The 17,518-nt window shown below is 42.9% G+C and carries 16 protein-coding genes; 5 read left to right on the forward strand and 11 right to left on the reverse strand.

Features of this window, described 5'->3' with window-relative positions; translation table 11 throughout:
- Positions 1 to 10: 10 nt before the first annotated feature.
- The 9 genes from pgi to uvrC all read right to left on the reverse strand — a co-directional run bounded on the left by pgi (position 11) and on the right by uvrC (position 11,968).
- Complete coding sequence (gene pgi, locus LLW17_RS03490; RefSeq protein ID WP_228228877.1) at positions 11 to 1,654, reverse strand: glucose-6-phosphate isomerase; 1,644 nt, start codon at positions 1,652 to 1,654, stop codon at positions 11 to 13.
- Between the two features lie 2 nt (positions 1,655 to 1,656).
- Complete coding sequence (locus LLW17_RS03495; RefSeq protein WP_228228878.1) at positions 1,657 to 2,895, reverse strand: M23 family metallopeptidase; 1,239 nt, start codon at positions 2,893 to 2,895, stop codon at positions 1,657 to 1,659.
- 31 nt (positions 2,896 to 2,926) lie between these two features.
- A complete protein-coding gene (locus tag LLW17_RS03500) occupies positions 2,927 to 3,880 on the reverse strand; it encodes a tryptophan 2,3-dioxygenase family protein (RefSeq protein ID WP_228228879.1) in 954 nt (317 codons plus the stop codon).
- Positions 3,880 to 4,656, reverse strand: a complete 777-nt coding sequence (locus LLW17_RS03505) for a DUF3108 domain-containing protein (RefSeq protein WP_228228880.1) — start codon at positions 4,654 to 4,656, stop codon at positions 3,880 to 3,882. Before LLW17_RS03505 ends, LLW17_RS03500 begins: the two co-directional genes overlap by 1 nt.
- A 232-nt stretch (positions 4,657 to 4,888) precedes the next feature.
- Positions 4,889 to 6,049, reverse strand: a complete 1,161-nt coding sequence (hppD, locus tag LLW17_RS03510) for a 4-hydroxyphenylpyruvate dioxygenase (RefSeq protein WP_228228881.1) — start codon at positions 6,047 to 6,049, stop codon at positions 4,889 to 4,891.
- A 45-nt stretch (positions 6,050 to 6,094) separates the two neighbouring features.
- A complete protein-coding gene (locus tag LLW17_RS03515) occupies positions 6,095 to 6,460 on the reverse strand; it encodes a four helix bundle protein (RefSeq protein ID WP_228228882.1) in 366 nt (121 codons plus the stop codon).
- A 190-nt stretch (positions 6,461 to 6,650) separates the two neighbouring features.
- Complete coding sequence (locus LLW17_RS03520) at positions 6,651 to 7,835, reverse strand: homogentisate 1,2-dioxygenase (RefSeq protein WP_228228883.1); 1,185 nt, start codon at positions 7,833 to 7,835, stop codon at positions 6,651 to 6,653.
- Between the two features lie 78 nt (positions 7,836 to 7,913).
- Entirely contained in the window at positions 7,914 to 10,175 is a 2,262-nt protein-coding gene (locus LLW17_RS03525) for a patatin-like phospholipase family protein (RefSeq protein WP_228228884.1), read from the reverse strand.
- A complete protein-coding gene (uvrC, locus tag LLW17_RS03530) occupies positions 10,172 to 11,968 on the reverse strand; it encodes an excinuclease ABC subunit UvrC (protein WP_228228885.1) in 1,797 nt (598 codons plus the stop codon). Before uvrC ends, LLW17_RS03525 begins: the two co-directional genes overlap by 4 nt.
- A 162-nt stretch (positions 11,969 to 12,130) precedes the next feature.
- Here uvrC and LLW17_RS03535 point away from each other — a divergent pair, with 162 nt between their 5' ends.
- The 5 genes from LLW17_RS03535 to LLW17_RS03555 are packed head-to-tail and all read left to right on the forward strand — an operon-like array spanning position 12,131 to position 16,152.
- Positions 12,131 to 12,556 (forward strand): ATP-dependent zinc protease family protein, encoded by a 426-nt coding sequence (locus LLW17_RS03535; protein ID WP_228228886.1) that lies wholly within the window; start codon positions 12,131 to 12,133, stop codon positions 12,554 to 12,556.
- Complete coding sequence (rimK, locus tag LLW17_RS03540; protein ID WP_228228887.1) at positions 12,553 to 13,425, forward strand: 30S ribosomal protein S6--L-glutamate ligase; 873 nt, start codon at positions 12,553 to 12,555, stop codon at positions 13,423 to 13,425. Before LLW17_RS03535 ends, rimK begins: the two co-directional genes overlap by 4 nt.
- Positions 13,426 to 13,428: 3 nt before the next feature.
- Positions 13,429 to 14,415, forward strand: coding sequence for a succinylglutamate desuccinylase/aspartoacylase family protein (locus tag LLW17_RS03545; RefSeq protein WP_228228888.1), 987 nt, complete (start codon positions 13,429 to 13,431; stop codon positions 14,413 to 14,415).
- Entirely contained in the window at positions 14,405 to 14,968 is a 564-nt protein-coding gene (locus LLW17_RS03550) for a 5-formyltetrahydrofolate cyclo-ligase (RefSeq protein WP_228228889.1), read from the forward strand. Before LLW17_RS03545 ends, LLW17_RS03550 begins: the two co-directional genes overlap by 11 nt.
- A gap of 50 nt (positions 14,969 to 15,018) precedes the next feature.
- Positions 15,019 to 16,152: an ATP-binding protein gene (locus LLW17_RS03555; protein ID WP_228228890.1), complete on the forward strand. Its 1,134-nt coding sequence runs from the start codon at positions 15,019 to 15,021 to the stop codon at positions 16,150 to 16,152.
- Here the strand turns inward: LLW17_RS03555 and LLW17_RS03560 are convergent.
- Together LLW17_RS03560 and LLW17_RS03565 are read right to left on the reverse strand one after the other, a co-directional pair.
- Positions 16,142 to 16,768 (reverse strand): lipoprotein signal peptidase, encoded by a 627-nt coding sequence (locus tag LLW17_RS03560; RefSeq protein WP_228228891.1) that lies wholly within the window; start codon positions 16,766 to 16,768, stop codon positions 16,142 to 16,144. The two genes, LLW17_RS03555 and LLW17_RS03560, sit on opposite strands and share 11 nt — an antisense overlap.
- 116 nt (positions 16,769 to 16,884) lie before the next feature.
- Positions 16,885 to 17,511 carry a hypothetical protein gene (locus LLW17_RS03565; protein ID WP_228228892.1) on the reverse strand — a complete coding sequence of 209 codons (627 nt, stop codon included), beginning with the start codon at positions 17,509 to 17,511 and terminating at the stop codon, positions 16,885 to 16,887.
- Between the last annotated feature and the right edge of the window lie 7 nt (positions 17,512 to 17,518).

Raw genomic sequence — 17,518 nt, forward strand, 5'->3', positions numbered from 1 at the left:
CACTCGTTAATTAACTCTTAAAAGCTTTAATTAACTGCGTGGTTGAAGCATCGTGAGCAGCTACCTGATCTGAATTGAGGTCATTCAGTACATTTTTGGCAAGCTGTTTACCAAGCTCCACACCCCACTGATCGTAACTGTAGATATTCCAAAGGATACCCTCTGTGAAGATTTTGTGTTCGTATAAGGCAATTAAAGCTCCCAAACTTTCAGGAGTTAGCTTGTCTATAAGAAGTGTGGTTGTCGGCTTGTTTCCATCAAATACTTTAAACGGAACCAGCTTGTCAATCGCACCTGAGTCCATCCCCGAAGATTGAAGTTCTTCGCGGGCCTCGGCTTCGGTTTTACCATTCATCAACGCTTCGGTCTGTGCAAAAAAGTTTGCCATCAATTTATTGTGATGATCGGTATCGCCGTGAAGCGAGTGTTTATATCCTATAAAATGGGTTGGGATAATTTTGGTCCCCTGGTGTATGAGTTGGAAAAAGGCGTGTTGTGAGTTGGTCCCCGGCTCGCCCCAAACGATTTGACCGGTTTGATAATCTACGTGTTTCCCGTTACGGTCTACACTTTTCCCGTTGCTTTCCATAATCGCTTGCTGTAAATAAGCGGGAAAACGGTGCAAATACTGTGTATAGGGAATAATCGCTTCACTTTCGGCACCAAAGAAGTTGTTGTACCAAACCGTCGTAAGCGCCATCATCACCGGAATGTTTTCGCCCAAATCAGCATTTTTAAAATGCTCATCGGCTTTGTGAGCTCCTGCAAGCATACTTTCAAAATTGCTGTATCCTACTGCCAGCGCTATAGAAAGGCCAACAGAACTCCAAAGCGAAAAACGACCACCAACCCAGTCCCAAATTGTGAACACGTTGTTAGGATCTATGCCAAAATCTTTCACCGCTTCCTCATTAGTAGAAACCGCAACGAAATGTTTAGCCACCGCTTCACCTTCACTTGCTGCGCCCGCAACCTTACCTAAAAACCATTTACGCGCTGTATTAGCGTTTGAAAGGGTTTCCTGCGTGGTAAAGGTTTTTGAAACGATTACAAAAAGAGTGGTCTCCGGATTCAAAGATTTCAATGATTCGTGCACGTGATCGCCATCTACGTTAGAGATAAAATGCACATTGAGATGATTGTGATAATAGGCCAAGGCTTCGGCAACCATTACGGGCCCCAGATCTGAACCTCCAATCCCTATATTCACCACATCGGTAATAGCTTTGCCGGTATACCCTTTATGGCTTCCGCTGATAACTGTATCGCAAAATCCTTTTATCTTTTCTTTTACTTCATTAACCTCAGGAATCACATCTGCACCATCAATGCTTACGTGCGCATCTTTTGGCTGACGCAAAGCGGTGTGCATCACCGCACGTCCTTCGGTCTCGTTAATTTCGGCTCCGGCAAAGTACGCTGCGCGTGCTTCCTCCAGATTCATTTCTTCAGCCAAATCAAGCAGTAAGGATTTGGTTTCTGCAGTCATTCGGTTTTTGCTGTAGTCAACTAAAAAATCATCCCATTTTAAGGTGAACGCTTCCGCCCGGCCCGTATCCTCAAATAATTTTTTCATTTGAAGATCTTTTATGTTTTCAAAGTGAGCTTGAAGGGCCTTCCAGGCTTTGGTCTGTGTGGGATTGATTTTTTTCATTTCTAAGTTGATTTATCGAAGGTTATTTCATCTAGTTGCGCTCTTAATGGAGCGATAAGTTCGTAATATTCGGGCTGCAGTTCTTCAGCCAGAGGTTCTGAAGTAGGCAGATCAATGTTAAACGGATCTACCTGCTTTCCATTTTTCCAAAAACGGTAGCACACGTGAGGTCCGCTAGTGTTTCCGGTCATACCAATATAACCAATTACTTCTCCCTGACGCACATAATCTCCGCGACTTACAGCGCGCTTGCTCATATGCAAATATTGGGTGTCGTAAGTGCCGTTATGGCGTAATTTCACATAATTCCCATTACCACCGCGATATTCTGAAGCGATGACGGTACCGTCTGAAGTCGCCATAATCGGGGTGCCTACAGGTGCAGCAAAATCGGTTCCTTTATGTGGACGTATGCGGTTACCGTAATAGGCGATTCTGCGCTTTAGGTTATAGCGGGAAGAAATACGACCAAACTTAAGCGGACTCTTTAAAAAAGCACGTCTTAAATTTTCTGCATTCTCGTCGTAATAATCGGGTTTACCCTTGATGCTGTCACTAACGAAAGCAAAAGCATAAATGGGTTTTCCTTTATGTTCAAACCAGCTGGCTTTTATCTTGCCAAAACCTGCAGGTATCGTATCATTAATGTATTTTTCGGTATAAATGACTTTAAACTTATCACCGGGCTGAAGCTTGAAGAAGTCAATAGTCCAGGCATAAATATCTGCCATCCCGTAGGCAACCAGAATATTAAGACCTAAATCATCAAAGGTTGTTGAAAGATTATCTTCAATTACCCCATAGGCGATACGTTCTTTTACGGTAACCGGTCTCTTTTTGGCCAAAGCCTGCACAACCTCATCCTTAAAGTCGAGCACCACATAGTCAATTTTATTTTCTTCGTAGATAAATACCTGTGCCTGGCCGGTTGAATCTTTGCTTTTTAGCAGCGTGTAGGGTTTACCCGCAACAATCTTACGGGTATCAAATACCGAAGCAACCGAATCTGTAATTTGCTGAATAGTCCCGTAATCAATACCGTTTTCGAAGAGAATTTGCCCAAAACTATCACCGGGTTGGATGGTGTCTGAAATAACCTCATAATCGTCAAGTATATAACCAAACTTTTTAGTCTTCGGTTTTTTGACCTCCTTTACAACAGGTTCTTTTTCTTTTGTTTCATCGTCGGCGCAGCCTATTAGGGTAAGCATAGCCATAAGTATGAGACTTAATTTTTTCAATTTTGGGCTTTTGATAAGTTAAGGATTACGATTAATTGTCTTTACCCCAATCTGCGCGTTCTTGTTCAGACCACAAATCAGGAAAAAATATACGTTTTTGATATTTGGGATGCATGTATTTGACCCAGTCACTACCACCTGTGGCTTCCAGGGGTTCTTTACCCTGATTTAAATAATGCACCGCAGTATGATAATGAGACATCACCCATTTTATATTTACCGTATGGTCATAATGACGCATCGCCGCTATCAGCGTTGCATCCTTTTGATCTTCGGCGGGCAACATTTTAAACTTTGACCACAAATTTAAGTTTTTGTAAGCTTTTAAGAAACGTATAAAGTCTTCCTTATATTTCAATTCGAAGTCTTTTAAGGTGTACGTTTTCTCTCCGGTAGTGTAATCTTTGCCGGCAGCCTGCCAGTACAGGTGCTCTACAACCTCATCATAATACAGGGGATCCTGCTCATCTTTGGTTTTAAAGCTTTCGCGAAAGCGGGCATCAATGAGATTTATAAATTCTGTGGAAGCAAATTCTATCAGGCGGTACTGAGCACTCTGAAAGCCACTTGCCGGACTTAGCGTTCTTCTGAATTTTAGATACTGCTCCATCTGCATCCCTTCACGCATAATGTTGAATGAAGTGGTAAGCATATCAAAATACCGGCTAATGCGCTGAAGCTTTTCACTGAAATAAGCGGTGGTTAATTCCTGAGTATTGGCAACCTGCTCCATTTCCCACAGGATCATTTTAAAAAGTAGTTCGTTGATCTGATGGTACATAATAAATACCATCTCATCAGGAACCAGCGTACGCTGGTTTTGCAAACTAAGCAGCGTATCAACCTGAATGTAATCCCAATAGTTTATAGGCTTACTGTGAACAAAACCTTCAAGCTGATGCCCCAGATTCAGACCCATCGCGTCAAACTTGTTTTGTAGCGCTTCTAATTGTTCTTGAGTTTCAGGACTGCCTGTATGCGTCATTAATCTTGTATAATGTAGAATGGATGCTTTAGACCTTTATACGCTTCAATATCTGCTTTTAAAGAGCCTACTGCTAAATCTGCTTTGATTTGCAAAGGTATTTTATTTTGATCATCACTTATCCAAACCGTAAGACTTTCTTTCTCTTTAAAAACACGTCCTGCCTGCACATAGGGTCTAAAAATTAGGCTATTTACCTTGCCAAATTTGGTTTTAATTACCTCACGCCCCAAAAACTTGAGCTTAAACTTAAAGTTCTCCTGATCAAAAAACATATTGATCACGGTCTCGTCACCTTCTTTCAAAGTTTTAGTGTCAATTGAATTGCGCAGGTAATAAAAACTGCTCACCATATCGTGAATGGAAGGCTCTGTTTTATACGTGGTAATGCTGTTGTGCTTTTTATCGTTTACGGTAGCCACGCGTGCCTGCTGGTCAAAGTCGATGATTTTATCTTTGGTATGCCCGCCTTCATCAATTTTACGTATAAAACGATAGGGCATGGTACTTTGCTTGTCAATATAGGTTTCGTAGTAATCTTCAACGCTAAAAAATAATTTGGTCATCCCGGTGGTAACACCTTTTCCCTTAACGTGATAGACCGGCTTACCTTTGTACGTATCATTCACGACTGCAAGTGTTGCCTCTCCGGCCTTCCACCAGCCGCTGTAACTGATACGGAATTGAAACCATTCCCCATCCTGAAATGCCGGCTCCTGTGCATAGGTAGAAACGCCAAAACCGAGCAGTATAATAAGTGTCAAAATCCTTTTCATTTTTTAAAATTTTGTTATCCAAAAACAATCAATAGCTATTTGGGTAGAAATTGATTATTAAATGCCCGTAATGGGCTTTTATAGTCTTTGATTTGAAGCCTATACCTATGCTTTTACAAGAGTTGTTCCAAAAGTAGCCAAAAGTGTATTATTCCCAGGTTATGCTTTCATTAAAATGAAAAATCCCCGTTTATACAACAGGGATTTAGCTTCAATAGTATATCTAAAACGCTTAAAGTGTTCCGCGTTGCGCCTGCTCGCGCTCAATAGACTCAAAAAGGGCTTTAAAGTTACCGGCTCCAAAACCTTTTGCGCCCATACGTTGTATGATTTCAAAAAATAAGGTTGGGCGATCCTGTAATGGTTTGGTGAATATCTGAAGCAAATAACCTTCTTCATCAGCATCTACCAGAATGGAAAGTTCCTGAAGTTTAGAAAGATCTTCTTTCATCGTATCCATATGAGCACCGAGTCTGCGCGGGATGTCATCATAATAGGCTTGTGGTGGTGGTGGCAGAAACTCGACCCCTCTGGCTCTTAAGGCCGAAACGGTACTTACAATATCATCTGTTGCGACGGCAAGATGCTGTACACCGGGACCTTCGTAAAAATCCAAATACTCTTCAATCTGTGATTTTTTAATGCCCTCGGCAGGTTCGTTGATGGGAAATTTGATGCGACCATTGCCGTTGCTCATCACTTTGCTCATTAAAGCCGAATATTCGGTGGTGATTTGCTTATCGTCGAAGGTTAGGAAGTTAACAAAGCCCATCACGTCTTCATACCATTTAACCCAGGTGTTCATCTCGCCCCAGCCTACATTACCTACCATATGGTCAATGTATTTTAAACCGGTAGGCTCAGGATTGTAAGCGGATTCCCATTTTCTATACCCGGGCATAAACTGACCTTTATAGTTTTTACGCTCTACAAACATGTGCACGGTTTCTCCATAGGTGTAAATCCCCGAGCGTACGACTTCGCCGTGTTCGTCGGTTTCTACTTTGGGTTCCATAAAGGGCTTAGCTCCGCGTTTTGTGGTTTCTTCGAAAGCGCTGCGCGCGTCTTCCACCCAAAGTGCAACTACTTTTACACCGTCACCGTGCTTTACGATATGATCATTAATCGGCGAGTTGCTGTTAAGCGGCGAAGTAAGCACCAGACGAATTTTATCCTGCTTCAATACATAACTCACACGATCTTTTTGGCCGGTTTCTAACCCGCTGTAGGCAAAAGACTGAAAACCAAAAGCGGTTTTGTAAAAGTGCGCAGCCTGCTTGGCATTACCCACATAAAATTCTACATAGTCGGTGCCCAGAAGCGGTAAAAAGTCCTGTGCTCCTTCAAATATTTTTTCGAGACCGTAGTCTACTGATTTTAGTTCCTTACCCATAATATTAATTAGTTAATGTATCAAGTAGCGAATTAGCGTGTTCTCTTACCTTCGCTTACTTGAACTTATAATTTTGTTTAAAATTTTCAATATCTCATTTAAATCACCAAGAAGGTTACCCGTATCTGGATAGTGCTTTATCGCCTTACAGAGAAATAGCCAGTATTCTGTCTCATCAGCCTCTTTTAAAGCAACTTTCATTTTGTGAATGAAATCAGCATTGCTCTCGGCATTCTGAGCTTCTTTCACATTGGCACCAATTGAAGTCCCTGACTTAAGAGTTTGATTTGCAAGAACAAATTTTCGTTCTTTTTCAAGTTCCTCTGCGTATAAAATGATATCCATTGAAAATTTGAAAGTCTTTTCAAGAATGATGTTGTTTTTGTATTTATCGCTAAATGTATATTCCATAACATCTGGTATTTCAACAAATTCGCTTATTCCCGAATTGGCTAATTAAACTAGCCCTGATTGCAGCGGCATCCTTTTTACCGGTTGCTGAGTGATTTGCCAGCGGCAAATTGTATCGAAGCACCGGGAAAAAGATACAGCGGAAAGCAGGAAACAGCTCCTCCTCAAAATCATTCAATCTGGCTTAGCCTTATTCCCCTTTTGGGGGTTGGGGAGCGTGTGGAAGCCAGGATTTATAATAGCTTTCGTCTGCTATAGGCATCGCGTCTTCACAAATCTGTAAAGGCTTAAACGTGTCTACCATGACGGCCAACTCTTCGGTCTCGGTCTTGCCAATGCTGCGCTCGGTCGCTCCCGGGTGCGGCCCGTGCGGAATACCCGCAGGATGCAGCGAAATATGCCCGGCCTCAATATCATTACGGCTCATAAAATCGCCGTCCACATAATACAAAACCTCATCGCTGTCAATATTGCTGTGGTTGTACGGCGCCGGAATACTCTGCGGATGGTAATCGTATTTACGCGGACAGAAACTACAGACCACAAAAGCACTGGTCTCAAAAGTCTGGTGTACCGGTGGCGGCTGGTGAATGCGCCCGGTAATGGGCTCAAAATCGTGAATGGAGAATGCGTAAGGATAATTGTAGCCGTCATAACCGACCACATCAAACGGATGCGTGGCATAAATCATCTCAAACAGATCGTCCTGTTTCTTGATTTTCATCAGGAAATCGCCGGTCTCGTTGTTGGTTTCCAATTCGTAGGGCCTTCTCAGATCGCGCTCACAAAAGGGAGAATGCTCGAGCAGTTGACCAAACCAGTTGCGGTAGCGTTTTGGGGTATAAATGGGGTGGCGTGATCCTACAATAAATAGGCGGTTGTCGCTGTCATCAAAATCCATCTTGTAAATCGTGCCGCGCGGTACCACGATATAATCCCCGTATTTAAAATCGAGATTTCCCAGATGACTGCGGAATTTTCCGCTGCCGCGATGCACAAAAATGAGTTCGTCTGCATCGCTGTTTTTATAAAAATAGTCCTGCGTTTTATTTTGTGGAGCTGCCAGAATGATGGTACAGTCGTTGTTTGTCAAAACGGGTTTACGACTATCCAGATAATCAGCTTCGGGTTTGATCTCAAAACCTCTGAAGCGATAGGATTGAATGTGATTTGCTTTAGCAATTTTAGGCTTTACATTTTTGCTTCCCTTAATCTCTTTAACCTGAGTGGGGCGCTGCTCGTGATACATATTGCAGTACATCCCGTCAAAACCAATGGTGCCAAAAAGCTGCTCGTAATACAGGCTGCCATCGGGTTTTCTAAATTGGGTATGCCGCTTATGCGGAATTTTACCGAGTTGATGATAAAAAGGCATAGTTTATATTTTTCTTCGAAAACGTTATCGTTATTTACAAATATCGTAAAACCGAAAGCGTTTTGGGCTAATTTTTTCTTAAAACCAAAAACCTAAACTGAAGTTCCAAAACACGCGATCTACTTCGGGGGAATAGGAAAGCTTGGTTTGCAGAGGTCCTACCAAAGTCTCCAGACCATAACCCATGAAATACCCGGTATTGTTGGGAGCAGACAGCCAGTTACCGGTGGTAAAGAGGTCGTTTTCTATATTGGCAATATTGGCCCCAAAATTAAGATGGTGTTTTCTATAAAAATTGTAATCAAAGGTAACTTCAGACTTTACCAGACCATCTCCAATAAGGCTGATGTAATCATACCCGTAGAAACTCACGATATTATTAATAAAGTCATTACCCCAGCCCCCAAGCACAAAGTCCAGCGAACTTACACTGCTACCTCCAATCTTAAAGCCACCTTCCACGCCCAGCACCATAGCAAAACGCGAGCTCAGGCTTGCTGCGTATTTAAGCTGCGCACTACCCAGTGAAAACTCTTCAAAATTGTTGTTATAATCTGATGAAAACAGGTATAAATTAAAGTCCCCGTTAAAATACCAGCCGCTGGTGGGGAAATATTTATCATCAAAGGTGTCGAGCAATAAATTGCCGTATGCGCTAAAATAATGGCTGTTATCAAAATAGACTTTACTATCGGGATTTTCTTCTAAGCGCACGCTTTCGGTGTCTATTTCCAAAAATTTATGCTCCAGACCTATTCGTAAGGCAAACTGCTTTTGAAACAGAGTTTGCAGGTAGATTTGATTGGTTATATCCAGATAGTCAACCGTAAGGCTGTTGAAACTTTCAAGCGGCAGATCACTCAATTGCTCTATAAAACGAGCATCTACGCGGGTTTCAAAACTGTTGTAGGATGAATTAAGACCAAAGCCCAAATAAAAACCATTGTCGCTGTAGTAATCAAAATTATAGCGAATGTTATCGCCTAACGCCACACTCAGGGAAGCGATATCGTTTTTAAAAAGTGCGCGCTTTTTGGTGATGTTAATGAGTGCGGCACTTTTATAAATATCGTCATAATGCAATCCTGCTTTCAGGTAAGTGGTTGACTCGCTTTCGGTAAGGTTTAACACCAGATGATACTGCCCGCTTTCGTATTTTTCCAAACGGTGGTTTATGCGCTCAAAATTATTGCTTGCTGCCAGATTATTAATGCCTTCAAAAAGCTGTTGATAGGTAATCTCGGCCGGCATTTTTATTTTTAGCTTCCCCAGTATATAGCTTCGGGTATAATAGGTATTGCCATTTATGGCCACACTGCGAATGCTTAAGGTATCTTCCCGCTCAATCTTTAAAGGCGGTTTTTGATAAAATGCTCCCTGTAATTCGGCCAACTTTTTAAAATCGTCGGCAAACTCTTTGGCCCGCTCCTCGCCACCGGCAATGATTTCGGCACCTTTTTCAAAATCCATCACGGTGTAGGCTTCAATATCGGGTTTGATGTAGATATCTGTAAGCACTGCCTTTTGCTTCATCGCCTCAATGGTACGGTAGTTGTTGATCTGCATCAGCATTTCGGGCGCGCTTTTAAGTTCATCCTTATCCCGTAAATCATCCTGCACGTCTACGCCTATGATAAAATTGGCTCCGCGTTTACGCAACTCTTCTACCGGATAATTGTTTACAACCCCGCCGTCAATAAGCAACTGACCGTCTAAAATAACCGGACTAAACAGCGACGGCAAGGCTCCACTGGCAGTAATGGCTTCAGAAAGACAGCCCTTATCGAGAATGATAGCTTCTCCTTTTTCAGCATTAGTAGCGACGCAGAAAAACGGTGTACTCAATTGCGTAAAATCACTGGTTTCTTCTACGTGATGGGTAAGCTGTGTAAACAGGTTGTATATGTTTTGACCCTTAGAAAGCGCCGAGGGAAATGAAATTTTAAAATGATCAAAAGGAAGGCTTAATGCAAATTTTTCGGCATCGCTGCGCTCGTGAAAGGATTTGGCGTCACGCGGAATATCATCCTGAATGAGTTTCTCAAAATTTACGACCGCAAAAATAGAATCGAGCTGATGTGCATTGTACCCGGCAGCATAGAGTCCGCCAACGATGGCTCCCATACTGGTACCACCAATATAGTCTATTTTGATACCGGCTTCTTCCAGTTCTTTAAGGACGCCAATGTGCGCTAGACCTTTAGCACCGCCTCCACTTAGCACCAGGCCAACTTTTAAGTTTTCGCCCTGCGGCACATTACTGAAATCCACGCCTGTCGTGTCCTGAGCATAGGAAGCCAGTGTTAAAAGAAGCAGGACTAAGGCAGTGTATTTTCTCATTCTGTTTGTTGATAATGCTCGTAAATAATTTTGGCCTTTGCCGGGCCTATGACTTCTGCAAGGGCTTTTTCTGAAGCGGCCTTGACTTTACTTACCGATCTAAAGTGCCTCAGCAACTCAACCACGGTTTTTTCACCAATACCGCTAATGGTTTCCAGCTCGGTATTTAAGGCACTGCTGCTGCGTTTGTTTCTGTGAAAGGTAATCCCAAAACGGTGGGCTTCATTCCGCAACTGCTGGATCACCTTTAAGGTTTCACTCTTTTTATCCAGATAAAGCGGAATCGAATCTCCAGGATAAAACAATTCTTCCAGACGCTTTGCAATACCAATGATTGCGATCTTTCCGCGAAGGCCTAAGCTTTCTAAAGCCTTAACCCCAGATGAAAGCTGCCCTTTACCACCATCGACAATAATGAGCTGCGGCAGGGGTTCATCTTCATTGAGCAGGCGGCGATACCGTCTAAAAACCACCTCTTCCATAGACGCAAAATCATCAGGTCCCGTTACAGTCTTGATATTAAATTTACGATAATCTTTCTTGCTGGGTTTTCCATCTTTAAAAACCACACAGGCCGCAACCGGATTGGTTCCCTGAATATTGGAGTTATCAAAACACTCTATGTGCCTCGGTTCTGCAGAAAGCCTCAAATCTGCCTTCATCTGCGCCATCAGCCGGTTAACGTGACGATCAGGATCTACGATTTTGGTTTGCTTAAAGCGCTCCATCCTGAAGTATTTGGCATTGCGCTCAGAGAGTTCTACAATACGCTTCTTATCGCCCAATTTTGGTACGGTAACTTTAAATTTTTCGCCCAAATCAACCTCAAAAGGCGTGTAAATCTCCGGAGACTGGGAATTGAAGCGCTGCCTGATCTCAATGATACCGATCTCGAGCAATTCCTGATCAGATTCATCGAGTTTCTTTTTGAGTTCGAGCGTGTGGGAGCGTATGATCGCGCCGTGTGAAAGCTGTAAAAAGTTGACATAACCATAACCTTCATCAGACACGATACTAAACACGTCTACGTTATTTATAGAGGGGTTGACCACGGTGCTCTTGGCCTGGTAGCCTTCCAGAATATCGATTTTGTCTTTGATGCGCTGGGCATCTTCAAACTCCATCGCATCTGCGTGTTCTTTCATTTTAGAGCGAAAGCGGTGTAGCGAGTCTTTAAAATTCCCTTTAACAATATCCCGAATGGCTTCAATATTATCGTGATAGGTTTCCGCAGAAATCTTATCCTCACAAGGGCCCAGGCAATTGCCCAAGTGATACTCGAGGCAGACTTTATATTTACCCGACTCTATTTTTTCTTTTGAAAGATCGTAGTTACAGGTGCGAAGGGGATACAGCCCTTTGATGAGATCGAGCAGGGTATGTACGGTTTTCATACTCGTGTAGGGGCCGTAATACTCACTGCCGTCTTTGATCAACCGTCTCGTAGGAAACACCCTTGGGAAGCGCTCGTTTTTTATGCAAATCCACGGATAACTTTTGTCATCCTTAAGCATGACGTTGTAGCGCGGCTGGTAATTTTTGATCATATTGTTTTCGAGCAGCAAGGCATCGGTCTCGCTTTCTACCACAATATGTTTGATCTGCACAATCTTGCGCACCAGCATACGGGTACGCGCATTGTCATGATTTTTAGAAAAGTACGATGAGACACGCTTCTTTAGGTTTTTGGCTTTGCCAACATATAAAAGCTTGCCTTTCTTATCGTAATATTGATACACCCCCGGGCTTGAGGGTAGTGTCCTGAGTTGTATTTCTAGTTCGGGGGTTTCCATACCTCTCAAAATTACGGCTTATTGCTCGCTAAAAAAAGAAATACCGGCCAGCCGGAAACCAAATTTTAGAGATACCTTTCCTAAAACCACTTCTGAGAATTTTGAATTGTTTTAAGATCAGGTTTCATGTAAATCAAACATGCTTTTCGTATTTTGCAAGCCATGGAAAAGAAGGTTATAGGTCGTACCGATCAGGCAGATTTCCCCGCGCTGGGATTATCAGATATCGATATTAAAATAGATACCGGTGCCTATACCTCTTCTATACACTGCAATCACATACGTGAAGAAGACAATGTTTTGTGCTGCACCTTTCTGGATCCCAAGCACCCGGAGTATAACGGAAAAGAAATGCGCTTTGAAGCCTATGACATTACGGCTGTAAAAAGCAGTAACGGCGAGATTCAATACCGGTATGTGGTACAAAGCAACATCAGGCTTTTCAATAAAGTCCACAAGATCTCGCTCACACTGAGCTCCCGTGAAGACATGCGTTTTCCGGTTTTGATAGGTCGTAAATTTCTGACCAAAAAATTTGTAGTAGACACCGAGCTTACCGATGTTTCCTACTCACAAAAACAACTATGAACATAAAAATCCTTTCCAGAAACTCTGGATTATATTCTACAGCCCGACTGGTCGAGGCTGCAAAGAAGCGCAAACATAACGTTGAGGTAATAGACCCGCTTAAATGCGATTTGATCATCGAGAAGAAAAAACCTTCGGTGTATTATAAGGGACGTTATTTGTCAGAAACAGACGCCATTGTACCCCGTATAGGTGCATCTATCACCTATTACGGTACTGCTGTGGTACGCCAGTTTGAAATGATGGGTTGTTTTACCACAACCGAATCTCAGGCATTGGTACGCAGCCGTGATAAATTGCGCAGTTTGCAAATCCTTTCCCGTGCGCGATTGGGTCTTCCCAAAACCGTATTCACCAACTACAGCCGCGATGTGGCCGAAATCATAGACCATGTAGGTGGTGCTCCGCTTATCATTAAATTGCTCGAAGGTACTCAGGGACTGGGTGTGGTTTTAGCAGAAACTAAAAACGCCGCCGAGTCTGTTATCGAAGCTTTTAACGGCTTACAGGCCCGGGTGATTGTTCAGGAGTTTATAAAGGAAGCCGGAGGTGCAGATATACGCGCATTTATTATTGACGGTCAGGTTGTGGGCGCAATGAAACGCCAGGGTAAAGAAGGCGAGTTCCGTTCTAATTTGCACCGCGGGGGTACAGCAGAAGTGATTCAGCTTACAGACGACGAGGAAAACGCAGCGATTAAGGCCGCCAAAGCTATGGGGCTGGGTGTTGCCGGAGTTGATATGCTTCAAAGTGCGCGCGGACCCCTTATTCTGGAAGTAAATTCTTCACCCGGACTTGAAGGTATTGAAAAAGCCACCGGTAAGGATATTGCCAAAAGTGTCATTCGTTACATCGAACGCGGAGTATAGCCTATGATGGGATTTGATGAGAAAAACGTGTTGCACATTTTGGGCGAAAAAATTCCGCCCGGCGCAAAACGTACGCTCAATTTTAATCTGGCCAAACTCTATACAACCACCTCTGTTGAGGTACCTATAATCATTCAGCGGTCTAAAAAACCGGGACCCTGCATCCTGATTACTGCCGGAATTCATGGTGATGAAATCAACGGAGTAGAAATCGTACGCCAGGTTATTTCGAAGAAAATAAACAAACCCGCACGCGGTACTATCGTGTGCATTCCGGTCATCAATGTTTTTGGGTTTCTCAATATGGACCGGGCATTTCCCGATGGGCGGGACCTCAACCGGGTATTTCCCGGAACGCGTAACGGTTCTCTGGCCAGCCGCTTTGCCTACCAGTTTACAAATAAAATATTGCCCATCGCTGATTTCTGCCTCGACTTTCATACCGGGGGCGGGAGCCGTTTTAATGTAGCCCAGATTCGGGTAGATCCCGAAAAAGAAGAGCTGCTCAGGTATGCTGATATTTTTGGCGCTCCGTTTGTGGTCTATTCTAAAAATATAACAAAATCGTACCGATCAACCTGTGAGAAGATGAATATCCCTATTCTTCTTTTTGAGGGCGGAAAGTCTCAAATAAGCGATAAAGACATTGCCCGGGCAGGAGTGCATGGAGTGATGCGCATTTTAAATCACTTTAAAATGCTCGATAAAGATCATATCGCACCCGAAATTTCCGGCAAGGTGGTAACTATTAAATCCAGCACCTGGCTGCGGGCCAAATACAGCGGCCTGCTGCATCTCAAGATTACCTGCGGGGATTTTGTGGAAAAAAACGAAGTTATAGCAACCATTACAGACCCTTACGGAAGTTTCAGGCACAAGGTCAAAGCGCCAAACGACGGCTATATCATCAATACCAATGAAGCCTCCCTGGTCTATCAGGGTGATGCCATCTTTCACCTATCAACAGCATTGGTAAAAGATGACGAGTAAGGCCGAATACCGAAAAAAATATAAGGAATTGCGAAAACAACTTACTTCTGAAGAACGGGAGGAAGCCAGTTTACAAATCGCAAACAGGTTGCTTTCGCTTGATATCTGGCAGCACGAATTTTACCATATTTTTCTGCCTATCGTGAAGCTGGGAGAAATCAACACCGAGTATATTCTAAACATCTTAAGCGGAAAAGACAAAAATGTAGTCTTATCCAAAAGCGATTTTGAAGAACTAAGGATGACACATTACCTGCTAACCGATAATCTGGTCATAAAACCTAATGAATGGGGAATACCGGAGCCTCAAAACGGAATACAAATAGATCCCAAACAACTGGATGTTGTTTTTATACCTCTTCTGGCTTACGATGAGAGCGGTAATCGTTTGGGATACGGCAAGGGCTTTTACGATCGCTTTCTGGCTGACTGCCGTCCCGATATTTTGAAAATAGGCCTCAGTTATTTTGATGCTGAAAAAGCAATTCCGCATAACTCTGACGATATAAAGCTAAGCCATTGTATCACGCCTTCTAAAACCTTTCGATTTTAACAGATCAACGCTATTTTTGTTATCTTCAACCTTATTTAACTAACCAAAGCATGTCTAACAACGGTTTCCTTTCGATTTTCTCGAGGTCTGCGATTCAATCTCCAGATGCAAAAGCAGACAGCTTTTATTACGAGCAGATAGCAAAAGTTACCCAGGCCGGGGGATGGAATATTAATTTTACCGAAAAGAAAACCTATTTCGATAAAGAACTTCAGGCCATACTGGAAACGCCCGAAAACTACAGACCTTCCTTAAGACATGCGCTGCACTTCTTTGACATGGAGTATCACAGCCTCGTGATCAAAACCTTTCAGGAGCTGGGAGAAGGCGGGGCTGACTTTGACGGGGTTTTAAAGATGGTTACTTATACCAATAAAGCTTTCTGGGCCCATTGTATTGCCAAACCCATTGTAAACTCCAGAGGTCGCGTAATCGGGATTAAAGGGATTGTGATTAACATCAATGAGAAGAAAGAGCGTGAACTCATGCTTCAAAAAGCCAATGAGGTTGTAGAGGCCAACAATTCGCGTCTGTTTACTTTTGCCAATTATGTGTCGCACAACATCAAATCGCACGTAAACAATCTGGAACTTACCAGCCAGTTAGTTGATACCAATAAGCTTCCGCAAGATCAGAAAGAATTATTTGTTAATTATAAAGAGATCGCAGCCAGCCTTAACCGAACGGTTTCAAGACTTAAAGAAGTAGTTTCCATTCAAAATAAAGCTTCAGATCCGCTGGTATCCGTAAGTCTGGAGGAAGCTTTTGAAAAAGCCCGGGAAGAACTGAGACCACTTATAGAACTGGAGGAAGCCTACCTGTATTCCGATTTCTCAGAGACCCCGATTATCAGGTACAATCCTGAGTTTTTGCATAATATATTCTGTACGCTTATTAAAAACGGAATCGTAAATAAAAGTCCGGATCGCAAACCCGAAATCAAGGCCTATTGCCTCGAAAATAAAAAGAAATTGTCTTTAATTATAGAAGACAACGGCAAAGGTTATGATTTGCAAGGCAATACAGATAAGATTTTTCAAATGTCATCCAGCGAGACCAGCAATTCAGACACCAGTCAGAATGTAGGATTGTTTATTGTGAAGAATGAAGTTGAAGCCTTAGGCGGAAAAATTGACGTCACCAGCAAGCCGGGTTATGGCACCAAGTTTATCATTATGCTGTAGCCTCCTCCTCTTCGTGCTTATCTTTAGCAAAAGCACGCTTATTAAATACTAAAAGCAAGCCAACACCGGTGCTTATAGCCATATCGGCAACATTAAAAACCGCGTTAAAAAATCTGAAAAACTTACCTCCCCAGATGGGCAGCCACTCAGGCAGGTAACCCTCCCACATCGGGAAATAGAGCATATCAACAACCTTACCATAAAGAACGGGTGCATAGCCACCCTCTTCGGGTAAAAAGGTTGCCAACTGACCCGCGCTGCTGTCGAAAATTACCCCATAAAATACCGAGTCTATAATATTCCCGAAAGCTCCTGCAAATATGAGCGCGATCCCGGTGATTAAGATTCTGGAAGCCCCCTTCTTTACGCTATCATACAACCAGTAGCCTATAAGCGGCAGGATTCCTATTCTGAAAAGAGTAAGGATGATTTTACCATAATTACCCGGGATTTTAGCTCCCCAGGCCATACCTTCATTTTCTACAAACAATATTTCAAACCAGCTAAAAACCACGATCTTTTCATCTAATTGAAAATGGGTTTTGATATACAGTTTACTGATTTGGTCTACCAGCAGGATCAGGACGATAATCCCTATAGCTTTTTTTAATGACATGTGCTTTTTTTAATAGCTAAACCCGGATTTGAGATCACAGGCTCTTTAATTTTTAATACCCCGACCGCGTTTCAGCTGAGTTGCTGAAGTGGTAAAGGCGGGTAAAAATACTCAAATTATTCAGATTGACTTACGCTTATATCGCCGCCAATGGTTTTCAGGCTAAGCAGATGGCTTCCGGCACTGGTTTCTTTAGTTTTTACAATACCGTTGCGGCTTTCGGCCAGCACACGGGTATCGCTCACTGCTGCTGTGATGCTTCCGCGCAGCGTATTGACAATTCCGCTTCCGCGAAAATTATTCAGTATACAACCTCCTCCGGATAAATTAAGATTGATTTGATCAAAAGCACCCGTCAACTGTACCGAAGCCAGGTCTGAATCTACCCAGACTTCCTTATCCTGCGGCATTTCAATATACAACACCACCGAAAGCACTTTGTGAGCAGCCAGCTTGTCGTCTATATTTTTAAACCCAAAGGTACGCCCGGTTTCAATATGCCATAATCCGTTTTCTACTGTGGTATCTAGTTTAAGCGTTTCAAAAGTTTCACCTTCAACTTCGGCATTTACGCTAAACCCGGAACCCTCAACAGCCCTGACAAACACCTCAAAAACCTGATCAGAATCTATAAAAACACCTTTAACAGCCTGGGAATCGAGCGTATTGAGCATACGTTTCTGAGCAAAACCGCTAAGGCTTTGCAGAAAAATGAATACCCAAAAAATTCCTTTAAATCGCATAGCGCTT

This window comes from Leeuwenhoekiella parthenopeia (assembly GCF_020782115.1).
GTDB classification, from domain to species: domain Bacteria; phylum Bacteroidota; class Bacteroidia; order Flavobacteriales; family Flavobacteriaceae; genus Leeuwenhoekiella; species Leeuwenhoekiella parthenopeia.